The sequence below is a fragment of the Bradyrhizobium sp. DOA9 genome, assembly GCF_000617845.2.
Taxonomy (GTDB): Bacteria; Pseudomonadota; Alphaproteobacteria; order Rhizobiales; family Xanthobacteraceae; genus Bradyrhizobium.
Genome location: NZ_DF820425.1, coordinates 6,680,861 through 6,704,839, shown reverse-complemented (window position 1 = coordinate 6,704,839; position 23,979 = coordinate 6,680,861). Strand labels below are relative to the sequence as shown.

At 64.2% G+C, this 23,979-nt stretch carries 1 protein-coding gene (running past one end of the window); it reads left to right on the top strand.

What is annotated here, in order from left to right; translation table 11 throughout:
- Window positions 1–23,979, top strand: the 3' portion of a protein-coding gene (locus BDOA9_RS31570; RefSeq protein ID WP_244521552.1) for a hypothetical protein. The gene continues 4,950 nt to the left of window position 1, outside the view; the window shows 23,979 of its 28,929 coding nt (coding positions 4,951–28,929); its start codon lies beyond the left edge, outside the window; its stop codon occupies window positions 23,977–23,979.

The following is a 23,979-nucleotide window of genomic DNA, read 5'->3' as shown; positions in this document are numbered from 1 at the left end:
GGCGACGGCTCGTCCGTGACAGAAGCCACTGCTTCGGCGAAGGGCGTCAAGAAGACCGGCGGTGCGACAGCCAACCAGCAGAAGGACGCCGCTACTACTCAAGGCAACACCAAGGCCCAGGGTACCGGCACCGGCACCAAGGGAACGACCTCCAACGCCAGCCAGAACGGCAGCGACATCAGCGTCGCGGCGGCGATTGCCGTCAACGTTTCGTCCTCGATCGCGGAGGCGACGCTCTCGGGCGCGTCGGTGACGGCGACCTCGGGCAACGTGTCGCTCACGACCAAGAACAACATCGACGCCTCGGCGCTCGGCAAGGGCGAAGCGGCGACTTCCGCAGGGAACGACGCCGTCGGCATTGGCATCGCGATCAACGTCGCGACCATGGAGAACTCGGCGAGCGTGGCGGTGGGCACGGACGTGTCCGCGCAGGGCCTCATCCTCTCCTCGACGATGCGCACCGTGGATGGCGACGCGACGCACGATTACAGCGCCAAGGCGTCCTCGGCGGCGAGCGGCGGAGATACCGGCGTGGCGGGCTCGTTCGCGCTGAGCTATGTCACGTCCGATACCAATCCGCTCGCCGGCGGCACCGGCAGCACATTGACGCTCTCGGGCGGACCCATCGACATCGATGCGGTGAGCGACTCGCGGCACTATGTGCTCGCGTCGTCCAAGGGCGTCTCGAAGGGTTCGGGCTCGACGGGCGTCGGCGCATCGATTGCGCTCTCGATCCTGTTCGACACGACCGACGCGGGCATCCGAGACAACACCGTGATGAACGGCACGGCGAACGGCGTGTCGGTAGATGCAGTGTCGAAGCTGCTTTCGGCCCAGCCCGGCACGGACGAGATCACCGAGGCGCTCGGTGGTGCTGCGGGCGCCGGCACGGCGGTCGGCGGCGCGGTTGCCGTCACCTATGTCGAGAACACCACGAACGCGCGGATCGGCATCGGTACGGGCGACTTCACCATGACCGGTGGCGCTCTCTCCGTCACGGCCGACCACGCGGCCGACATCATATCCAAGGCCGATGCCGAGGTCGCCGGTGCGAGCACCGGCGTCGGTGCGTCGGTTGCCGTGAACATCGGGCTGGACGACAGCGAGGCCTATGTGGGCCGTTCGATGACGAGCGGCGTGAACGAGATCGCGAGCGCGACGGTCACGACGGATTCGATCCTGAGATCCATCGCGACGACCAAAGCCAGCGCCAAGGGCGCCGACAAGACGACGACGCAGAGCTCTGACCAGCAGACGACCAACGCCGGAAACTTCGCCAGCAATCAGTCCGGCGGCCAGGCGACGAATACGCCGACCCAGTCCGGTGACGGCATGTTCAACAGCGCCAACAGCAGCTCGACCACCAACTCCGGCTCCGGCCTGAAGACCGGCGCGGGCGGCACCAGCGGCAACTCAAGCGGCGGCACGACGGTTGCCGCAACGGTGGCGGTCAACTATCTCGAAGGCGGCGCGACCGCTGAGATCGACGACAACGCCGATGTCAATGCCTCGGGTGCGGTGAAGGTCGAGACGACCTCCCAAATCACCGCCAAGGCGCTCGCCCTTGCGACCGCCATGGACATCCAGAATACCAATAGCAATACCGCGGCGGCTGCGGTTGGCCTGGACATCGTCCTGTTCGACGGTCTTGCCCGGATCGGCGATGCGACGGTTTCCGGCAGCTCCGTTTCCGTCAAGGCAGTGCAGCCGACTGGCCAGTCGAACGTGTTCCAGGTGCGTGCGCTGTCGGGCGCCGCGGGGGGCGCCGATGCGATCGCAGGCTCGATCGCGATCAACTACATGGACATCTCCAACGAGGCGGAGATCGGCGCCAACGCGACGGTGACCGCCGACGCCGGCGACGTCACGGTCGAAGCCGCAAGTCTGGTGAAGGTTCAGAACCTCTCGGGCGGCGCCGCGCTGTCCACGACAAGCGGAACCGGCGCCGGCATCGCCGTTTCGATCAACATTGTCAATTCCATGGACACCAGGGCCGAGGTCGGCTCCGGCGCCGATGTGACCGCGAATGGCGGCACGGTGACGGTCAAGGCGACCGGCAGCTTCACGCCGCTGTCGGAAACGCTCGGCCTGAACACCGGGGTGGGCGGAATCGACAACCAGGAACTGGCGCTGACGAACTTCGCCGCCGGCGCTGCGGCTTCGGGCGGCGGCAAGGCGATCGGCGGCTCCGCGGCCATCAACGTCATCACCATCAACACGGAGGCGACCATCTTTGCGGACGCCGACGTCGAAGGTGATACGGGTGTCCTGGTCAGTGCCGGCGACACCATGACTCTGTTCACTGGCGCGGGCTCCATCGGTCTTTCGGCGGGCGGTGCAGGCGTCGGCATCGGCATCAATGTCGATGTCGTCACGCGGACCACCCGGGCCAAGGTCGAGGCCGGTGCGAGCCTGACCTCGGACAATGGCGACGTATCGGTGACGGCCACTGCGGTCGACGACATGACGTCGGTGGCCGCGACCTTCGGTGCGGCGTCGAGCGACGTCGCGGTGGCGGCCTCGATCGCCGTCGCGGTTCTCCTGACGACGACGGAGGCGGATGTCCAGAGCGGCAGCGGCGCCGATACCACGGAGCTGACTGCCGGCGGCAACGTCAACGTCATCGCCTCCAGTACGCTCGACCTGACATTCGTGGCGGGCGGCGTCGCCGCCTCGGGTAGCTCGTCGTCGATCGGCATCGCGACGAACGTGCTTGTGCACGATGACACCGTCCAGGCGCTGGTCGGAGACTACGCCGACATAGAGACCCACGGTCCGATCGGCCTGACCGTCGATGCTTTCAGCTCCGAAGACATCCTCGACATCGTCGTCGCCGCCGGTGTCTCCGGAAGCGGTCCCGTTTCGATTGGCGGATCGGTGCTCGTGTCGATCATGACCGAAGACACCCGCGCGGTGATCGGCGGTCATGTCGAAATCGATGCATGGAACGCCGCGGCCGGAGTCAATCCGGGCGTGATTGTTGACGCGGACAGCGAGACCACTGTTCTGTCCGTTGCCGGCGGCCTGGCCGTTTCGGCCGGCGGCTCGGGCGTGGGCGCCGGCATCAGCGTCCACAAACTCGACAAGACGACCGAGGCGCTGATCGGCAGCAATGTCGACATCGGCGGCAATCCGGCTGCGGTCGGCTCCATGGCCGAAGGAAACATCGAGGTCGACGCGCGCTCGGTCGAGACTGTCAAGACATTTGGTGTGGCCGGCGGCGTCGGCAGCTCGGTCGGCGTCGGCATCGGTGCCGAGGTCCTGTTGCTGACTCCGATCACGCGCGCGCAGATCGGCGACAATGCCATCGCCAAGACACGCGGCAGCGTGAAGGTTCAGGCGTCCGACGAGTCGGAGATCGACATTATCGTGGTCGGTGCCGCCGCTGGCGGTACGGGCGGCGCCGGTGCCGGCGCGGCGGTGGCCGTGATCGACAAGACCGTCGATGCCGATATCGGCGCCAACGGCGATGTGGTCGGCCTCGGCTTCATCACCACCCAGGCCAAGACGGGACAGTACGCCATCGGTTCCGAGGGCTCGAACACCGGCGTGAACACCGGTTCGTTCGAGTTCACGAGCGCGGATTCGAAGAACAATCTCAACGAGGATTCCTTCGAGGTTGGTCTCCTGGATACGAGCGACGAACAGGTCCCGACCGATCTGGTCGCGGAGGGCGATCCGACGCAGGACGACGGCTCCGGCCAGGCGCAAGAGGTTAATCAACAGGATGAGATCTCTAATCCCAATCTCACGAGCCAGCGCACCGCGACCCTGAACGACACGCCGACCAGCGGCGTCGTGGTGTCGGCGTCCGGCAAGGACGATTTTGAATCCTATGCAATCGGCTTCGGTGCCGGCGGTACCTTCGGCGTCGGCATCGGCGCGGCGGTGAGCGTGCTCACCTCGCACACCACTGCCGACATCGGCACGGGAACCGACATCAACAAATCCACCGAGGCTGCTGCGGCCGGTCAGTCCGTGTACGTGGTCGCGGCGACCGACTTCCATCATGTCGGCATCGGCGCCGGCGGCGCGATCGGCGGCACCGTCGGTGTCGCGCCGGGTGTCGACGTCTCCGTCGTCAATCAAACGACGACGGCAACGATCGGTGCCAACGCAGAAGTTCACGCAGCCAACGATGTCTCGGTCACCGCCATCGCACGCGAAGATTTCTTCGTGGTTGGCTTCGGCGTTGCCGGCAGCGGCGTGGCCTCGGTCGGCGGCGGCGTGTCCGTCGTCTCGGTGACCAACACCACCTCGGCGACGATCGGCGCCGGCGCGACAGTCAAGGCCGGCGGCGACGTTGCGGTGATCGCCGAGGACTTCACCCATTTCACGCAGCTGAGCCTCGGCGTCGGCGTCTCCGGCGTTGCAGGCGTCGGTGCCGGTGTCGGCGTTCTCGTCGTTACCAAGGACACGACCGCCCTGATCGGCAACGGGGCGCATGTCGACGCGCAGGCGCTCGGAAGCGGCGGCGTGGGCAACATCCTCACCGGCGGCTGGCAGGACGGCAGCGATTTCGGGCTCGACACCGCGCGCGGTGTGATCGTGCAGGCACAATCGTCCGAAGACATTCTGAACCTCACTGTGTCCGCCGGCGGCGGCATTGCGGGTATCGCAGGCAGCGTGACGGTGACCGTCATCGACAGCGACACGCTCGCGACCATCGACGCGGATGCCCAAATCAATATGGACACTGCGAATTTCGACGAGGGTGACACGGTCGGCAGCCAGCAGGGCGTCTGGGTCACTGCTTCGAACGACTACAAGCTCATCAACGCGGCGATCAGCATCGCCGGCGGCCTGGTCGGTGTCGGCGCTTCCATCAGCTTCGGCAGCGTGCGTAACAACGTTGCGGCGCTGATCGGCGCGGGCTCCGACCTGCGGGCGAAGAACCGCGTCGAGGCGACTGCGCTCGGCAACAAGGACGTGCGCGGCTACGTGGCCTCCGGCGCCGGCGGCCTGGTCGGCGTGGCGGCCGCAGTCAACGTTTTCGCCATCAACGACGATTTCGGCGGCGGATACGTGGACGAAGACGGCAATTCCGGCGACGCGACCCAGCTCAAGAAGGACGGCGGCGGCTCGACCGATATGAAGAGCTACGCCAACGACGAAGGCGGCGAGGGCACCACGAGTGTCAACAATGCCTTTGGTGAAATGTCCTCGGGAGGATCGGGCTCGGCCTCCGGCAGCGCGGACAAGCGCATTTCGAACATCATGGGGCCGAAGTCGGTCAATAGCGTCGATGTGGCCGCGCCGCTCAATACGCCGGCAACCCCGAAGGGGGTGACGGCCATCGTGCAGGGCGGCTCCGGCGGCAACAAGACGACGATCAAGACCGGCGATGTGGAGGTGACGGCCGAAGAGCGGATCTCCTTCGACTTCATCACGGGCGCCGCGGCAGGCGGTTTCGTCGGCGCCGGCGCCGGCGTGACGGTCATCAACGTCAACAGCAATGTCGAGGCAAGGCTCGGTGGCGTGATTGAGGCGAGCGGCGTCGTGAACGTGACGGCCGCGAGCGAGCGTGGCGGCGACGGCGTCTCGGTGGGTGTCGCGGCAGGAGCCGTGGCGCTTGGCGCAACGGTCACGATCATTAACGACGAAGGCAGGCAGCTTGCCGAAATCAGCGACGACGCCGCGATCGACGGAGCTTCCGCGATCACGGTGACGGCCGAGAACGACCAGGACTATACCAGCAACGTGTATTCGGTCACGATCGGTGCCGCCGGCATCGGCGTCAATTTCGCCCGCATCGACCTCGCCGACGACAACAACGCGACGGCGGAAACCGCTGCACGCATCGGCGACAATGTGCAGATCGGCAAGATAGACCGGGTCGGCAGCGTGACGGTCCAGGCGGATTCCAACGTCTACGTGGAATCCAACGTCTATGGCGTCGGGGCAGGCCTGGTCGGCGCCAGCATCAATTTCAGTTTTGTCGAGTCCGATCAGAATGTTCTGGCGGTGATCGGCGGTTCGGCCGATATCGACGCGTCGGGCGCGGTCAATGTCACGTCGTTGCTCGACGTCGAGGCTCACGCCGAGGTCTTGTCTATCACGATTGGTGCGATCGGCCTGGGTGCCAGCATCGCGAAGGCGGACGCACAGGGCAGCTCGAAGGCGATCTCGAATGGCGAGATCGACGGCAGCGGTTCGGTGCTCGTCCAGGCGAAGGCCATCGTCGTCACCGACGCCTATGCCGAAGCTTCGGGCGGCGGCATCGTTTCGGGTAACGGGCATGACGCGACGGCAACCTCCTCGCCGACAGTCGAGGCCCGGATCAGCGGCTCCACCACCTCCGCCGGCAACGTCGAGGTCAAGGCGATCTCCGAAGGCAGGGCCGACGCGATCACCGAGAGCAAGGCCGGCGGCATCGTCGGCGTCGGCGTCGGCTTCGCGCGCGCGACCGTCAGCCCTGTGGTCACGGCCATCATAGATGCCGGCACGATCACCGCAGGCAACGTGCTGGTTCGCGCGACTCACAACTTCGGTCTGGCTGCCAACATATGGCGGGCCAACGCCAAGACCGAAGCGGCGAGCGCCGCCCTGGTCGGCGCAAAGGTCAATCGCACCGAAGCCAAGGCCAACGCCCAGGTGCGGGCGCAGATCGACGGCGACGTCAACATCGACACGCAGGACGCGCTCGGCGCCGGTTTCGTGAAGATCGAGGCGCTCGGCGTCAACAACGCGCGGGCCTACACTGACGGCCTCAATGTCGGCATACTCGCCGCTGTCGGCTCGACGCAGGCCGATGCACAGGCGAACGGCATCACGATCGCGGAAATCCTCGATCAGGCCAGCGTCTCGGGCACTCCGGATTACACGATCGGTGCACTCGACGTGACGGCGACGGGCCAGGATACGGCCTCCGCCCAGGTGAACGCCGCCGGCGGCGGCGTGCTCTCGATCGATCACAACAAGGCGAACGCCTCGGTTATCGGCGAGGTCCGCGCCGAGATCGGCAAGAACATCGGCATCCTGGCCGCGGGTGCGGTCGCGGTCGTCGCGACAGCGCGGCCCGAGGTCGATGCCAATGTGAAGGGCGTCAGTGGCGGCGGCATCACGGTCGGCATCTCGGAGGCCGAGGGCACGATGGAGCCCAAAGTCACCGCGATGATCGACACCGGGACCTCGCTTGCCGCGGACGGCAACGTTGAGGTCAAGGCCATTGCAGCGCCGCAGCAGGGCTTCGTACCCAACTATAAGGTGGAATCCGTCAATACGAACTCGCACACGATCCAGGTGCTGAGCCACGGCCTGTCGACGGGCGACATCGTCGAGGTCGGAAACAATCCGAACGTGGACGAGCGAGACTACAACGTGATCGTGGTCGGGCAAAACAATGATCTGATCGCTTTCGGCAACTTCTTCTCCGGTGCATCGAACACGATCCTCGACAACCGCGACGAGATCCGGTTCCCCGGCGCGCATAATTACCAGACCGGCGACAAGGTCATTCTCACCAAGATTACGGGCGACGACGGCAGCGTGCCGGGCGACGTCGAGCATGAATCCAGCAACACCTTCTGGGTGATCGTCATCGATGCACAGACGATCAAGCTCGTGGACAGCGTCGCCAAGACTGCGCCGGGCTGGTTCACGTCGAACGCCGAAACGTTCCTGCCGTCCAACGTCCTCAACAACTGGATCGATCTCGGACCCAACAGCTTCAATGTCGACGATGCGTTGACCTACCAGGCGCCGGGCGGCGGACAGAAGTTCGGTGTCGGCACTGTCGACGTCGCGAAATCGACCATCGACGGCGCGCTCGGCAACGGGTCGACCAACCTGGCGCTGGCGAGCAACTCCACCAACAACAACCGCATCTACTTCGTCGACCTTGTCGAGGGCAGCCCGACGGAGGGCCAGTACATCGACAGCGGCTTCGCGGTCGGCAACGCCGTGGTCTACACCTCGACGAACGCCGCTGGCACGGCTGTCGGCGCCGATCTGGGCGGATTGGTTCAGGGCAGGGTGTACTACATCGCGGAAAAGGGTTCGGCCGCGGAGGGGTATTACATCAAGCTGAAGAGCGCCGCGGGCGTGAACGAAAACGTCTATTACGAGCGCGAGGACGTCAATACATACAAGGTCGTGCTGACGGACGGCTCGACCTGGTCGTCACTCGGTTACGACGACGGCGAGGCCTTCAATATCACGAACTCGAACGGCAACGACGGCAGCTACACGATCGACTCCATCAGCGGCGCCACGCTGACGATCACCGGTACGCTGAGCCACGTCACGCGGATCGATCAATCGATGACGGTGGATGATCGCGATGTCGATGGCGGCCCCGGCACGGATTTGCGCTACACGCTGACGCTCTCGTCCGGAAATTGGGGTTCGGCGTTCACCGCGGGTGGATCGATTACGCTCAGTGGCCTCGGCGGACTTAACGGGACGCAGACCATCCATAGTGTGAGCGGCAACCAGCTCACGCTCCAGCTTGCCTCGCCGAATGTCGGCGCGACTGTGTCCGCTGGCGCGCAGGTGCAGCTCCTGAATCCCGAGAACGACACGTTCGACGCGCCGTTCATCGATCTGCAGCCGGACAAGGATACCGACGGCATCATCGAAGCCGATCCCGATGGCGACGGCGTTCTTGCCCCGGACGACAAGGCCGATCCGAGCATCCACCAGCTTACGCTTGCCCAGAACGCGCCGATTGGCGGGTTGAAGAGCGGTCAGGTCTATTATGTCGTTGAGGAGAGCGGCAATCAGGTTCGTCTGTCCGAGACAAAGGGCGGCTCGGTCCTCGCGCTGACGCCGCCGGCGACGAACGGCAACGTTCACTACCTCGGCAAGTTCGGCATCGAGCTGAACACGACCACGGACAAGGACACTTACGAGCTCCGTATCGACCTCACCTCGTCGGCCGGTCTGGCAGGCCAGACGATGACGGGTCCGGACGGTGTTTCGCTTGCCACGATCGCGCCGCCTTCGGGTGACGGAACGTCGGCAGTGACGGCGCGCGGCTCGGGCGGCTCGCTGCTGGCCGACATCCGCGTCAACAAGGCGGAACTCAACGTCGAGCCGGTGCTGGAGGCCAACATCTCCGCAGCGCTCGTCTCCTCCGGTGGCAATATCACCATCGAGGCAGACGGCCAGATGGAAGGCACGGCGCTTGGACGCAACGGCAGCGGCGGTTTCGTCGCGGTCGGCCGCGCCGACGCCAAGATCAACCAGTCGGCAGATCGCATGTCGGTCGACGTGAAGATCGGTTCGGGCACGCAACTCGTCGCCGACGGCAACCTCGTCATGCACGCGGAAGGCACGGGCCATTTCGATGCAGACAGCGAGACCTCGACGGGCGGGTTTGTCGGCCTCGCCGACGCCAAGGCGCTTGTCGCCGCCGACTGGAAGTCGCGGATCGAGGTGGGCGCGAACGCAGTGGTGCTCGTCGCCGGTCTGGTTGACGGGCGCGTCAATGGCGGCATGACAGGCCGCGCCCGGGCCTATGCCAACGGTATTGGTCTCGGCGGCGACGGCGATGCCACCGCCAACTACGTCATGGACGATTCCGATCTCGAGATCGAAGTCCGGCATGGTGCTCTGCTCGAGGGCAACGAAGTCAGCCTGCACGCTGATGGCACCGGCACGAACGTGTTCGTCACCGCCGATGGCCGCGGCGCCGGCTTCTACGCCGAAGGCCAGGGCGACGCGCGCGCTCAATTGGCCCTCACATCCAGCATCCGGATCCTCGACAACGATGCTGTCAACACCGGCGCCAAGATCACCGGCTGGGAAGGCGTGGATTTCGTGGTCGAGAACCACGACAATCTGCTCAAGACCCGGGCAAACGCACGCTCGACCGGTCTGTTCGGCTACATCGACGCCGACACCCACACGTCCTACGACCTCGACGCGAACGTGTTTGGCGACACCGGTGGCGGCAACGGCGGCAACAACACGCTGGTGACTGCCGGTCCTCGCGATTTGACCAGCGGTCATCTCGACGATTTCAATTACAGCCCGCTTGCTGGCGGTGATAAGCGTCTCGCCTTCTACGTGCTGGCGGAGAACCGCGCCAACGAGATTGACCACGACGCCACTCACCAGCGGCGTGCGCTCGCTGCGGGCGGCAGCGCCGAACACACCGACGGCGACTCCAGGGAAGACGAGATCGAGTTCTCCAGCAACGTGCTGATCCTGTCCGGCCAGTCGCCGGAGCTCGTGACCAAGACGCTGGTGATCAGCGGCGACGCGACCATCCAGCGCGCGGTCAACATTACGGTCAACGATTCGCAGGGCGGCGGCGGCAGCGAGATCGACTCCGGCCAAATCCTTTCGGACAAGATTTACGTCAACGACATCGAGAATCCGGGCCCTGGCGACGTCGCCTTCAAGTCGACCGATATCTCAGGCTCGGGCGGCACCTGGACGTTCAGCGAGACCCTGCAGCGGGTCGAGATCCTGAACCTGTCGGACAAGGACATCCAGATCAACGACATCGACGTGACCGCCGACCGGCAGCCACTGGTCATGCTGACTCCGACCGGCACGTCGGACACGATGACGCTGACCTTCAACATCGCGTCCGAAGTGTCGCCGACCTATGTCGAGATCACCAACACCGGCAACGCCGATATCCTGCTGAATGGAGAGATCAACAATCCGATCGGCGTCACCACCATCGTGGCGCAGCATGGATCGGTGCTGGGCGATCAGTCGGGCGGCGACTCGGTCGTGCGTACCGAGACGCTGAACATCGACGCGTCCGTGAATGCCGGCGCGGGTGACAGCACGCGCGTCATCGTTGAGATCGTCGAATCCGCGGGCGTGCCCGAGGCGTTCGAATTCCGCACCAGCCAGGTGAACGGGCTGACCGACACCATCTTCCTCGGTCTCGGCAACCGGTTCTACGAAGGTCAGATGGTGCGTTACGACGCAACGTCGACGCCCATTTCCGGCCTCGTCGACGGCGGCTACTACTACGTGTCGTTCGGCAGCGATGCATTCAATCCCGACACCGGCATGATCGGCGTCCAGCTCTTCACCGACGCGGCGCTGACCCAGAAGGTGAACATCGACGTCGCCGGTGCGCTCACCAACACCCATACCCTGAAGGGCGTGGAAAGCTTTACCGTCGATGCCGGCAACGACATCTTCCTCGACGTGCGTGCGCTGATGCGCGACGGCCAGGCTTCCGACTTCGGCAGCAATCCGTACTACGTCGTCAATGTCGACCGGATTGCGGCGGGCGACGATGCCGACGTGCTTCTGCGGCCATCATATCTGCAGTCCGGCGAAGGCGACTCGGGCGGGGTGGTGGTTCGCCACCGGGGCGTCAGCCCGACCGGCGAGAAGGAGTTCACCTACTACACGAACTTCGTAAAGGCGAACCCGCCTCCGGATCAGGACCCTGTCGGCGTCAGCCGCGGCGCCTATGGCGCAGGCACGACCAAGATCGGAACGACCTATGACTTCCGTGGCCTCGACACCTCGGGCAACCGCACCATCGCGGGCCTGCAATCCGGCGACATCTCGCACGCCGGCAATGTGAACGTCGTTGCCGCCGAAAGCCTGCCAAGCGACACGGTGATCAACGTCCTCAGCCTCGTCGAGGTGGACACGACGGGGGTCGTCCAGGGCGACGGTCACACGTCGGTTCTGACCAACGGCTGGATCGGATTGACCGAGATCAGTGGCGATTTCCGCGTCGGCACCATCAAGTCGACGGCGAGCGACGTTCTGCTCTATTCGCCGCAAAGCATCGTCGATGCCGAGTGGGATACGAACCAGGCGGCGGCGGACGTGTCGGCCCGCAACATCACGATGGTTGCGGACGCAGCGTTCGCGAACCCGAATCCGAACCAGGTACTGAACCAGGTTTCGGCTCCGAATCTGACCGGCGGCCCAAGCGCGTTCGGCGGTATCGGCCGGATGGACAACTTCCTCGAGATCGACGTTGACAATCGCAATCTGTCGACGGGCGTACTGCGTGCTTTCGATACGACCGCGAGCATCAGCCAGGGCATCTTCCTCGACGAGATCGCCGGCAACATGCGCGTCCATACCGTCAGCACGGTCAACGATGTGTCGTTGCGCACGCTCAACGGCTCGATCATCGACCGCAACGGATCGTCCGCTCCGAACGTGATCGGTCTGTCGGTCGATCTCGACGCGAATGGAGACGGCGCCAGCATCGGCGAGGCGGGTGACGATCTCGAGATCAACAGCCGCAACGGACTGGTGAAGAACACCGACCTCACAGCCGATGTGGACGATGTCGCGCTCGAGGCGAATAACAACATCTGGCTGACGGAGACGGAGGGCGAGCTGCGCCTCGTTCTCGCCCATACCTATCTCGGAAACATAACGCTGACGGTGCAGGAGTCCGCCTCGGCAACTTCCACCGCCGAGGATCTGCAGCTCATCGAAAACGGCAGCGCGCGCTTTGCCGAGAACAACGTGACGGCGCCAGGCTTGCACGTCGATGCATCGCGCCCGCTGCCGCACGGTCTCATCCTTGCGGAGCAGGGAGCAGTCCTGCTCCGTGTCGGCGATGACATCGAAACCCACCAGAACTCGGCGATCGTGGCCGGAAAGCAGATCGACATCTTCGGCGACTTCGTGAACAGCGACGTCGGTTACGGCACGACCATCCTGCTGCGCGGCCAGATAATCGCTGGCGCCGTCATGGTCGTGGCGGGCAACCGTTCGCCGAACGTGCCGAGTGGCACCTCGACGTCGCGGCCGATCGGCACCTGGCGTCCGAACGACAGCGCGCTGAACGTCACCGCGGCCGACCGCGTTACGCGCATCTTCGGTAATTCCGACAGCGACTTCTTCCAGTTCGGAGATACGAGCGGCGACACCGGCGGCACCAGCTGGGGTGATGACGGCTATGTCTTCATCGGCTCGAAGACCAAGGTTTACGGCAGCAACACGGCCGTGACCGGCGCCTACGCGACGCCGGATGCGCGCAACGACGGCGAAGACGACTTCAAGGTCTACTTCCTGCAGGATGCGGCCGCGCAGACGTCGCCGGCGATCTCAACGGTCGGATTCACGGTGAATCCGTACACCACCGGCACCCCGCTCACGCCGTTCAACTACGACATGAACGTGCTGGCCGAGCACACGCTGACCCTCGACGGCCAGTCGGATACCGACACCTACGAGGTCTATACGCTTGGGTCGCAGGGCGACGAGCGCAACTACATCATCAACGTCCTCGACACGGGCGAGGAGGATGACGGCGTCGATACGCTCGACATCTTCGGCCACGATGGCGACAACGACATCTTCCTGCTCCGCGCAGCGGCTTACCTGCCGCATGAAACGGCCGACCGGCCGGGCTACGTCGCGCTGCTGCACGGCACGCTCGACCCGTACCAGGACGTCATCACCGGCAACGAGGATTCCGCCGAGGTTCAGCGCATCAGCTACGATACCGGGCTAAACGGCCGGCTCACGGTCGAAGGCCGTGGCGGCAACGACTCCTTCTTCGTCGACGACGTGACCGTCATTTCCACCCTCGACGGCGGCGCCGGCGACGACACCTTCCAGATCGGACAGATCTTCGGGGCCAACCGCAACGAGGACGACGGCAATCTGCTGCCGCAGGACGAGTTCCCAGATCTGAGGCCGACCACCCGCGGCTGGCTGAGCCGCGGCTCCTCGGCGCCGATGATCGCACAGGGCGGTACCGGCAACGACGAGTTCCGGGTGTATTCGAATCAGTCCGAGCTGCGACTCGAAGGCGACGACAACAACGATCTGTTCATCGTCCGCGCCTTTGCCATCTCGGCGACCACCGACTTCGACTGGAATGACAACGGCATCATCGATGTCGACGATCTGCAGGCCGGCGTCGATCTCCTAACAATCGGCTTCAAGAACGGTGCGGCGGCATTCGACCAAGCTATCGCGGGCCATTCGCAAAAGGTGGTGCTGCAGACGGCGTTGAAGACGAACGGAAGCTACGTCTTCGATCGCAATATCGTCGACAACGTCGTCGGCGACGGCGGGATCAACTTCCTCGACGTCTATCTGACGGTCAACGACACCACCGACGACGTCATCGTGCTCGACGAGGACGGTGTCGCGACGCCGCAAATCGGACTCGGATTCTCGGTGGCGCAGGCTCCCGACATCCGCGCCGGCGGCGGCCAGGACGAGGTGCGCTACAACGTCAACGCTCCGGTCTCGGTCGACGGCGGCACCGGGTTCGACAAGCTCGTCATCCTCGGTACCGAATTCGCCGACGACATCGCCATCACGGCGCAGGGCATCTTTGGCGCGGGCCTCAATGTCCGCTACACCACCATCGAGGTGGTCGAGGTCGACGGCCTCGAGGGCGACGACCAGTTCTTCGTCCAGTCCACCGCTTTCGGCGTGGCCTATCGCGTGATCGGCGGCCTCGGCTCCGACATGATCAACGTTGCCGGCGACGTGACCGCGGACATCGTCACCCGCGAGCTCGAAGGCGTCTCGGGCGCAGTCGATCATCTCGTGACGTCGGACGACGTCCTCTATGACGGAATTGTCATAGACGGCATCGACTACAACGTGACGACCGACGGCGAGGGCCTTGTGGTCATCGACGAAGGCCTCAATGGCTTCACGGCCGTGCGCGAGGGCTCGAGCCCGACCGACAGCTATTCCGTGCGCCTGGCCCGTCCGCTTGAGGACGGAGAGGTGGTCTATGTCACCGTGTCGGCGGCACGGTCGCCGCAGGAGGAGCGCGATGACGCGTTCGCCAATCCGGTGCCGCTCCCGAACGGCCCGGGCGACACGCTGTGGGTGACGAGGTCCCCGCTGACCGGCTCGCTCATCGATTTCGACGGGCTCGAGAGCCAGGTGAATGACGATTTCCTGCGCGAAGTCGTCATCGACGGGCAGACGATCCTCGTACCGAACCGTGCCGTGGTGCTGCGCTTCGACCACAACAGCTGGGACACCCCCCAGGAGGTCTTCCTCTACGCAGTCGATGACGAGCGCGCAGAGGGCGATCGCGTCGTGGTGGTCCAGCATTCGGTGATCTCCACCACCTCGCCGGACTACGACGCGATCGATGTGCGCAATGTCGAAGTGCAGCTGCGCGACAACGACACGCCGGGCGTGCTCGTCACCGAGCTCGATCCGTTCCTCGACGTCGAGGACGGCCGCACGCTAGTGGTCGAAGACGACGGCACCGGCCTCACGGGGCTCAAGGACCGCATCTCGGTCCAGCTCACGCTCGAGCCCGATGCCACCGACCAGATCGTCGTCAAGCTCAACTTCGGCGGTCTCACCGGGGATGCGCTGCTGGCGGACCTGGTCGACAAGGGTATCAAGATCACGTCGAGCGATAATCGCTTCGACGAGACCAACCTCACGCTGACGTTCGACTCATCGGATTGGGACGACGACGTCATTCTCACTATCGAGGCGCGTAGCGACGACGTGCGCGAGGATCCCGAAACCGCAGTGATCGGCTTCGGCCTCAACGTCGCGAGCGTCACGCAGTCCATGACGGTGGGAACCTGGGACGACAACGGCACGGACAGGCTGTCGCTTTCGCTCCAGACCACGGCCTGGGCTTCGAAGGGATTCGATATCGGCCAGACCGTTGTGCTGACCGGCATTGCCGGCATCACGGACGGCACCATCGCGACGATCTCGGGCTTCGCGACCGGCGGCGTGGTGGCAAAGCTCAACATCCTGGCCGCGGGCGCGACCCTGGGGCTGGATGCTTCGGTGACGGTCACCAAGAACGTGCTGAACGGCGACCAGACCATCGATGACGACGGCGACTTCGCATTCCCCAACCTTCGGTCGGGCACCGGCCTCCTCGACATCGAGGTGATCGATGACGACACCGCCGGCTCGGTGGTGCTGGAGACGGGCCGCGATACGATTCTGATCCCCGACGACCTGTCTACCAACCCCGATAATGAGTCCGTCTCCGACAGCTATCGCCTGCGGTTGACCAAGGCGCCTAAGTTTGATGTTGACGTGGCGATCCTGACGGACGGCCTCGCGAACGTCACCGGTGTCGGCTACGACCTGAACAACGATGGCGACATCAACGACGCCGGAGAAGCAATCTCCTGGTCCTACGAGGAAGTCGGTGGCCTGCGTCCCGTCCAGGTCTTCAATGGCACGATCAACTTCAACGGAAACACGCTGACGCGTGGTTCGGGCAGCGATCTCGGCAGCTTCCTCGCCGAGGGCTGGCAGGAGGGCGACCTTCTGCGGCTCAGCAACCTGGGCACCGATTTCGAGGTCGCCTCCGTGACCGAGGATACGCTGACGTTGAAGACATCGACCGGCCTCCTCAACACGTCCGTCAAGGATGTCATCGTTTCGCGGCTGCTCGAACTCGAGACGTGGTCCGGTGGCGTGCGCCTGGAGCAGGTGGATGGCGCCTGGCGGTTGGTCCGGCTCGAGGCCGAGGTCACCAACATCGCCGACCCCGAAAGCGATCCGAACTTCGACGTCGATGGTTGGCTCAAGGAAGGCTTCCTCGAAGGCCAGTGGGTGCGCATCAGCGATGGCACCAACTTCATCGACGCCAAGATCGCGATCATCCGCGGCTTCAACGGTACGCAGGATCATTCCCTGCAGTTCACCCTCGATCCGGCCGCGGATTTCGCTGCCGCGGATCTTAGCTGGCTGGCCGGAAACGTCGACGTCACGGTCACTCGCATCGCCGCGGTGACGACGTTCTCGACGACCAACTACTACCAGCTGCAGACGATCGAGCTGACGGCCGATCCGTACTACGAGGTACCGACGACTCGCGAAGGCGTGAAGATCTTCCCGGTCAAGAACCACCGGCTGTCCGAAATCCGCGGACCTCTCGCGGTCGAGGGCGGGCCGGCTGGTGCCGACCGTTCGCTGACCAATGGCGTCAAGCTGCCGGGTGAGACGGACGCGTTCCTGATCGCAATCGGCGCGCAGCCGCCGGAGAGCCAGCAGATCGACGTTCTGAACATCTACAATGACGGCTCCAAGGCCGACACGACCGGCGTCCTGACCGACACCACGCTGAAGGGCTTCGCAATGGGCCCGGATCTGGTCTTCCCGAACGTCGAGGGCCCGCTCTACGGCGAAGGCCCGGAGGGCCAGGGACCGCAAACGCTGATCTTCCCGGGCGGCATCAGCTTTGGCAAGGTCAACTTCGGCGCCAACGGCGTGACGAACAACTCCACGGTCTCCACCGTCGAGGTCGTGAACGTCATGCTCGGCGAGGGCAACGATGACCTGCGCGTGGAAGGCACGCTCAATCCGGCGGACCACGTTTCGGCCGAGAACATTTTCCAGGCGGTGCAGAACTCGAACAACTACGAGCAGCTCAACAATCTGAATCCGGCATACGCGAACAAGCTCGTCATCACTCGCGACGGCTTCAACTGGAAGGGCGAGGGCTTCCTCGTCGGCCAGGATCTGTTCTACGTGAACAGCAGCGGCGTCCGTATTGCGCTCGGAAAGATCATCGGCATCGAGGACGCGATTGCCTATTTCGACGGCCAAGGCAATCCGATCATCGACCCGGCGACTGGCAAGCCCTATCGCGATCCGAGCGACAACTCGCTTCTGATCGTTGACCGGTCGAGTCTGCCGGCTGGCGTTTCGTTCAGCGGCTCGAGCAAGCTCGTGGCCGTGGACAAGGATGTCTCCCAGCTGCTCAACACCACGGTCACAAACGTGGGTGGCGGCCTGTCCACGATCAAGTGGGTTTCGCGCCTCGACGGCGCTGTACCGGCGATAAACTGGGAGGAGGCGGGCTTCCTCGCAGGCCATCTCATCCACGTGGATCTCGCAAACGGCACGCGGATCGATTTGCGGATCGTCGAGATCTCGGACGACGGCAAGAGCATCGTTGTCAAGGGTCTCTCGCAGGCCCAGGGGTCGTCGCTCAACGGCCTGTTCTGGGTGCAGGGAGCCCATGGCGGGCTTACCGTGCTGCATGGCGGCGGCAACCTCCAGATCAACACGGATGGCACGTTCGACTTCCACACGGATGAGAACCTGCTGGTCCGTCGCGACGGCCGCAGCTTCTCCGAGGTCGGCTTCGAGGTCGGCCAGGTGATCCAGCTCGAAGGCGAGACCTACACGCGCACGATCGTCGCGATCGACGACACTGCGGATCACGGCATCGCGACGCCTGCGGGCGAATTCAAGACCTGGGGCACTGGATCGGTTCTCGTGCTGAGCGATCCGCTCCGCACGGGTGGCACGGTGCTGGGCGATCTGCAGGAGGAGAAATTCCTCGTGCATGTGGCCGATGCCTTCGAGACGACCATCACTGAAACGGTGAAGATCGAGATCAAGGCCCAGACTCCGGGCAACGATGCGACCCTCGAGACGGTCGTGCGCCTGATGAACGGCCAGAACTGGAGCACGCTCGGCTTCGAGGTCGGCGGCACGCTGTTCGTCGAAGGCCGCGCTGGAGCCTTCAAGATCAAGTCGATCTCGGGCTCCACCCTCGTGCTGCTTGACGCGGCGCTGCGCGATTGCGCCGGCTCCGACGGCATCGCTACGCTGAAGATCACCACCTACGACATCACCCGCTCTGGCGGACAGCGCGTGGGCGGCGACCACTTCGTGGTGGTTGGCGGCGGCGGGCCGAACAGCCCGCTCGTCATCTATGGCGACACCAGCCAGGACGGCATCTGGTATTCGGGCCACAGCTACGATCGGCTAGGCCTCGAGTTCGGCGACAAGCCGTACGATCCGTTCCCGCATCTGCCGGATAACCAGAACGAGGACGACGAGTGGGTGTTCTCGCTCGCCAATCCGTTCGACTTCCACGGCAACGACATCATCGACGCCTCAGCGCTGTTTGTGGATAAGGCCGACTCCAATATCTTCCCGTCGGTCGGCATTACCGCCTATGGCGGCATGGGCGACGATCTGATCATCGGCTCGCAGACCGGCGACCATCTAGCCGGCGGTTCGGGCAATGACACGATCATCGGCCAGCGCGGCACGGATCACATCTACGGCGACAGCGGCATCAACGTGAACATTCTCACGCGCGCGCTGACGATCGATACGCTCGACAAGAGCCCCGCACCCAGCATCAATCCGGCCACCAAGAAGGCGGACAACACCTTCGCGCCGGTGCCGAGCGAAGTGCGCGATCCGATGGGCAATCGTCGTGCCGACGCGACCGGCAACACCAATATTGCCGGCGCCGGCTCCGACCACATCGAGGGCAACGGCTCGGGCAAGACCGACGGCACGCCGGACATCATCTTCGCCGATCACGGCGAGGTGATTCAGCTGGTCATCGATCCGAACCGGCCATTCGTGCTCGATCAGAAGATCCAGACCACGCTGCTCTCGACGGTGCTCGCGATCAACTCGAAGGAACCCCAGACCGGCGGCGACGACGTGGTGCTCGGCTCCGAGATTGACGACATCATCATCGGCGGCGCCGGCAATGATGCGCTCGACGGCCGCGAGGGCGACGACCTGATCTTCGGCGACAACGTCAATCTCTCGCGCATGGGCGGCGCCGACGGCAACCTGTACGACGATATCAAGAGCCTGCGCTTCCAGACGCTGGCCGGCACGCTGATGTATTCGCGCAGCGACCGTGCGGCTCCGACGGGCTACGACATCAATCAGGTGTCGGGCGACAACAGCGGCGTGCTGCTGGTTTCGCTCGCGATTGACCCGCTGCACCCGGAATTGGGCCTCCAACCGATCGCGCGCGACTTCCGCGATCCGAACGGACCGTCCTGGTGGTCGGAGTACAAGATCGACTACGCGCAGTATCACAACTTCGATGTCGAGGCCGGGATCACCGGCGCCGGCTCCTTCGGCAACGACTACATCGCCGGCGGCGCGGGCAACGACCAGATCTTCGGCCAGCTCGGCAACGACGTCATTCAGGGTGACGGCACCATCGCCGGCGCAATCACCGGCCGCGGCGACGGCACGTCAGACGGCTTCACGCCGCTCACGCGCTATGTCAGCGCGGGACGCGAGATGCCGGAGCTCACGGATCCAACTGGCGCGCTCAAGGTGGTCGCCTCCATAGGGCTCGCGTCCGACGGCAGCGACTACATCGAGGGCGGCGGCGGTTGCGACACGATCTTCGGCGGCCTCGGCCAGGACGATATCGTCGGTGGCTCCTCGAGCTTCTTCAGCCTCGTCGATCCGGAAAACCGTCCGGACGGCGGAGACATGATTTTCGGCGGCTCGGGCCAGGAAATCGACCGTAACGATGCCGATCAGGCTGTCGGCACGCAGGTCCTCAACCGCCACACCCGCGACGCGGATACGATCGCCGGCGACAACGGCGACATCATCCGTCTCGTCGGCATCAACGGCACGGATCTGCTGGCGGGCAAGACCAACATCAACTACCAGCAGCTCTACAACACCAGGAACGGCATGTTCCTGTCCTATACCTACGACGCCAACATTGTGGTCAATGGTCAGACGGTTGCGGATTACGCGGTCGAGACCGGCGAACGCATCGTGGTTCGCGGCGTCACGCAGCTCGACTACACACCGGGCGGCCCGGACTATCAGTCGGCTCTCTTCGACCTCGAGACCCCGACCGACATCGATCGGGGCGCCGGCTGGCACAGCACCTTCGGCTTCTGGTCGCAGGTCGACATCGGCCGCGATGACGAAGTACATGGCGAGACCGGCGACGACACCATCTATCTCGGTGGCGGCAACGACATCGCCTTCGGCGATGCGGAGAACGACGACATCATCGGCGGCTGGGGCAACGACTGGATCTCCGGCGGCACCGGCAGCGACGGCATCCTCGGCGATGACGGCCGCATCTTCACGAGCCGCAACGCCAAGATGACCGGCACCGGTCTCTACGGCAGCGAGTTGGCCGAGAGCCTGTTCGGCATCTATCGCCTTCTGAAAGCCGATCCCGACGATCGCACCAGCCAGGGCAATGTGATCAACGAGTTGATCTACACCCCTGGTCACGTGCAGGTGGAATTGATCAACGTCGAATATGCGATCGTGAAGTCGGTCGACCTCACGCCGTTCGATAGCGTCGAGGATGCAGTGCTTGTGCCGGATGCCTCGGCAGATCCGAAGAACCACAATCCGCTGTTCGCCGACGACGTGATCTTCGGCGGCCTCGGCGACGACTTCCTGCATGGCGGCTCGGGCGACGACGCGATCGGCGGCCATGAGGTGATTTCCGAGGGCTACATCCAGCTGTTCACGCCCGTGAACGGCACGCCCGTCGAAAGCACAGACGGCATCAACCTCGTCACGCCGACCGGCCTGGTGCGGACCGACTTCACGCGTCCGTGGAATCCGGGCAACATCCTGCTGTTCAACACGGGCGACCCACACTGGAACGAGCCGACGCCGGTTCGCGCGCGCACGGGCGAGTTCTATCTCTACGACGAGTATGACCCACGCCGCGTGATCCTGTTCAACGACGACGGCTCGGTCTGGGAAACCGGCTCGTTCGTCGGCAAGAAGAGCTACTTCCTAAACGCGCCGGACAACGAAGGCGTGCCGGTCCTCAGCTATGTGGAGTTCGCACCGAACGGCACTCCGATCGGCTCGCAGATTGCGGTCCAGAGCGATGGCAATGATCGCATCTTCGGCGACATGGGCAACGACTGGATCGTGGGCGGCACCGGCCGGGACCACATCTATGGCGGCTTCGGCAATGACCTCATGAACGCCGACGACGTGATGGGTGGCCCCGTGTCGGTCTACGACAACGGCAACTTCGGGTCTGCGGACGATCCGGATGGCGGTCTCAATAACACGCCGGAAACCCATCTCTCATGGGAAGACCGGGTGTTCGGCGGAGCCGGACTCGACATCCTGATCGGTAACACAGGCGGCGATCGGCTGATCGATCACCTGGGCGAGTTCAACTCCTACATCGTGCCGTTCGCGCCGTTTGGCATCGCGACGGTCAGCCGCCAGGTGCCGCCGCAGCTCTGGGACTTCCTCGCGGCGCAGGCATTCTCGGACGGCGTCGACATGACGCGGACCGCGGACGTCGGACCGAACCACCAGTCACGCTACTCCAACGTGATCCAGCAGCAAGGCGACCCGTACGGCGAGATCGGCCTTGTGACGCAGCAGGATCATGGCTTCTGGCAGGATCAGGCCGGACCTCCGACCGATCCGCAAGCCGGCAACATCCCCGGCGGACGCCGCGACATCCTGCGGACGGCGGACTTCAACGACCGCACGCTCAACGGCTTCTCGGCCGACGTCGGCAACTTCACGGCGACAAACGGCGTGATGAATGTCGCGTCGACAAGCGGTACCGCGACCAGCTCGGCCGTATTCCTGCTTGATAGCTACCTGCCGACCTACTACGAGGTCGCCGCGACCATCAACGTCGACAAGCCGGTCAACGGCTGGAAGGCGAACGGCTACATCATCTTCGACTACTACAGCGACGTCGACTTCAAGTTTGCCGGCATCAACGTGTCGACCAACAAGATCGAGATGGGCTACAAGGACGCGTCCGGCTGGCACTACGTGGTCCAGTCGAACAAGCCAGTCCAGATCAAGCCGAACGAGAACTACGACGTGCTGGTTGCCGTGAACGGCAACAACGTGACCGTCCAGGTCGCGGGCGTGAACTGGTTCTCCTACAACTTCAAGCCGCGCCTCGATGCCTATGGCCAGCCTGTTCCGCTCAATGGCGGAATGGTCGGGTTCGGCATGGACGGCTCGAAGGGGCGGGCGGACAACTTCCGCGTCCAGGTCCTCCCGCCGGACTTCACGCTGGAGGTCAAGGACGACTTCGGCGGCGCGCAAGCGGCCAAGGTCTACACGCCTGAGACGGGCACATGGCAGGTCACCGGCGGCCGTTATATCGGCACGGCAACGGCGGCCGGACCTGCGATCAGCCTCGCGAACATCGGTGCTGAACTGTCGGTCAGTTCGGTGCTCGAGCTTGAGGCCAAGATCGATCCGGTCAGCAGCGTCAGCGGTCTGGTCTTCGATTATTACGGACCGAATGACTACAAGTTCGTTCTGATCGACGTCGTCGGCGACAAGGTCCAAGTCGGCCATGTCGATCCGGATGACGGGCTCTCGATCGACATGACTTACGCGAAGACGCTGGACAATGCGGCCAGCCACCGCGTCAAGCTGTCCTTCATCGGCGCCGCGGCGACGATCACGGTCGACGGAGCGGTGGTCGGCACCTACGGCTTCAACTCTGCGCTGGTCGATGGAAACTTCGGTCTCGTGGCGATGAATGGAACAGTGTATTTCGACGAAATCGTCATCCGAACGAACGACCCTGCCTTCAAGGCCGCCAGCCCGCTGATGGCCGCGACCGAGGCGAGCAACCCGGTCACGGTCCAGGCCCTCGACCTGTCGGAGGTCGAGCCGCTGCTGGCCGCTGCCCGCGAAGACTGGTTGGAAAGCGGTCTTGCAACGAGCGAGCAGCTTGCCGCGCTGTCAGCGGTCAGGATCAAGGTCATCGATCTGCCCGGCCGGATACTGGGCGAGGCCGAGGGGAACACCCTTTATCTCGACACTGACGGGGCCGGGTACGGCTGGTTTGTTGATCTCACTCCGGACAATGACAACGAGTTTGTCCGCGACGAGGACGGCAATCTGGTTGCGATCGACGGCGGACCTGCGGACGGACGGATGGATCTGCTCAGCGTCGTGACGCATGAGCTGGGACACCTGATGGGCCTCGAGCATGTCGATGGCTCAGAGGGGTATGTGCTGAGCCCGAACCTCAACCAGGGTGAGCGGCTGTCCTTCGATGCGGGTACAGCCGATAGCAAGCATGCAAATCCGCCCGGACCGAAAGTGCCGCAAGCCGAGATGCATGTCTTCATCGAGCAACTCGGCGCATTCGTGCCAGCGCCCTTCGCCGTGCTCTTCAACCAGGCGGATACGGGCATACCGGCGGCGGCGAATTTCGGTCAGCCGGAATTCGTTACGATCGAGACGACAAATCCGGCTGGTACCAATGGCGAGGACACGGGGCCTTCAGGTTTGATCGATTGGTCGGCCCGCGCGAATAAACTATTGAAGCAGGGGGGGCGTCGCTGA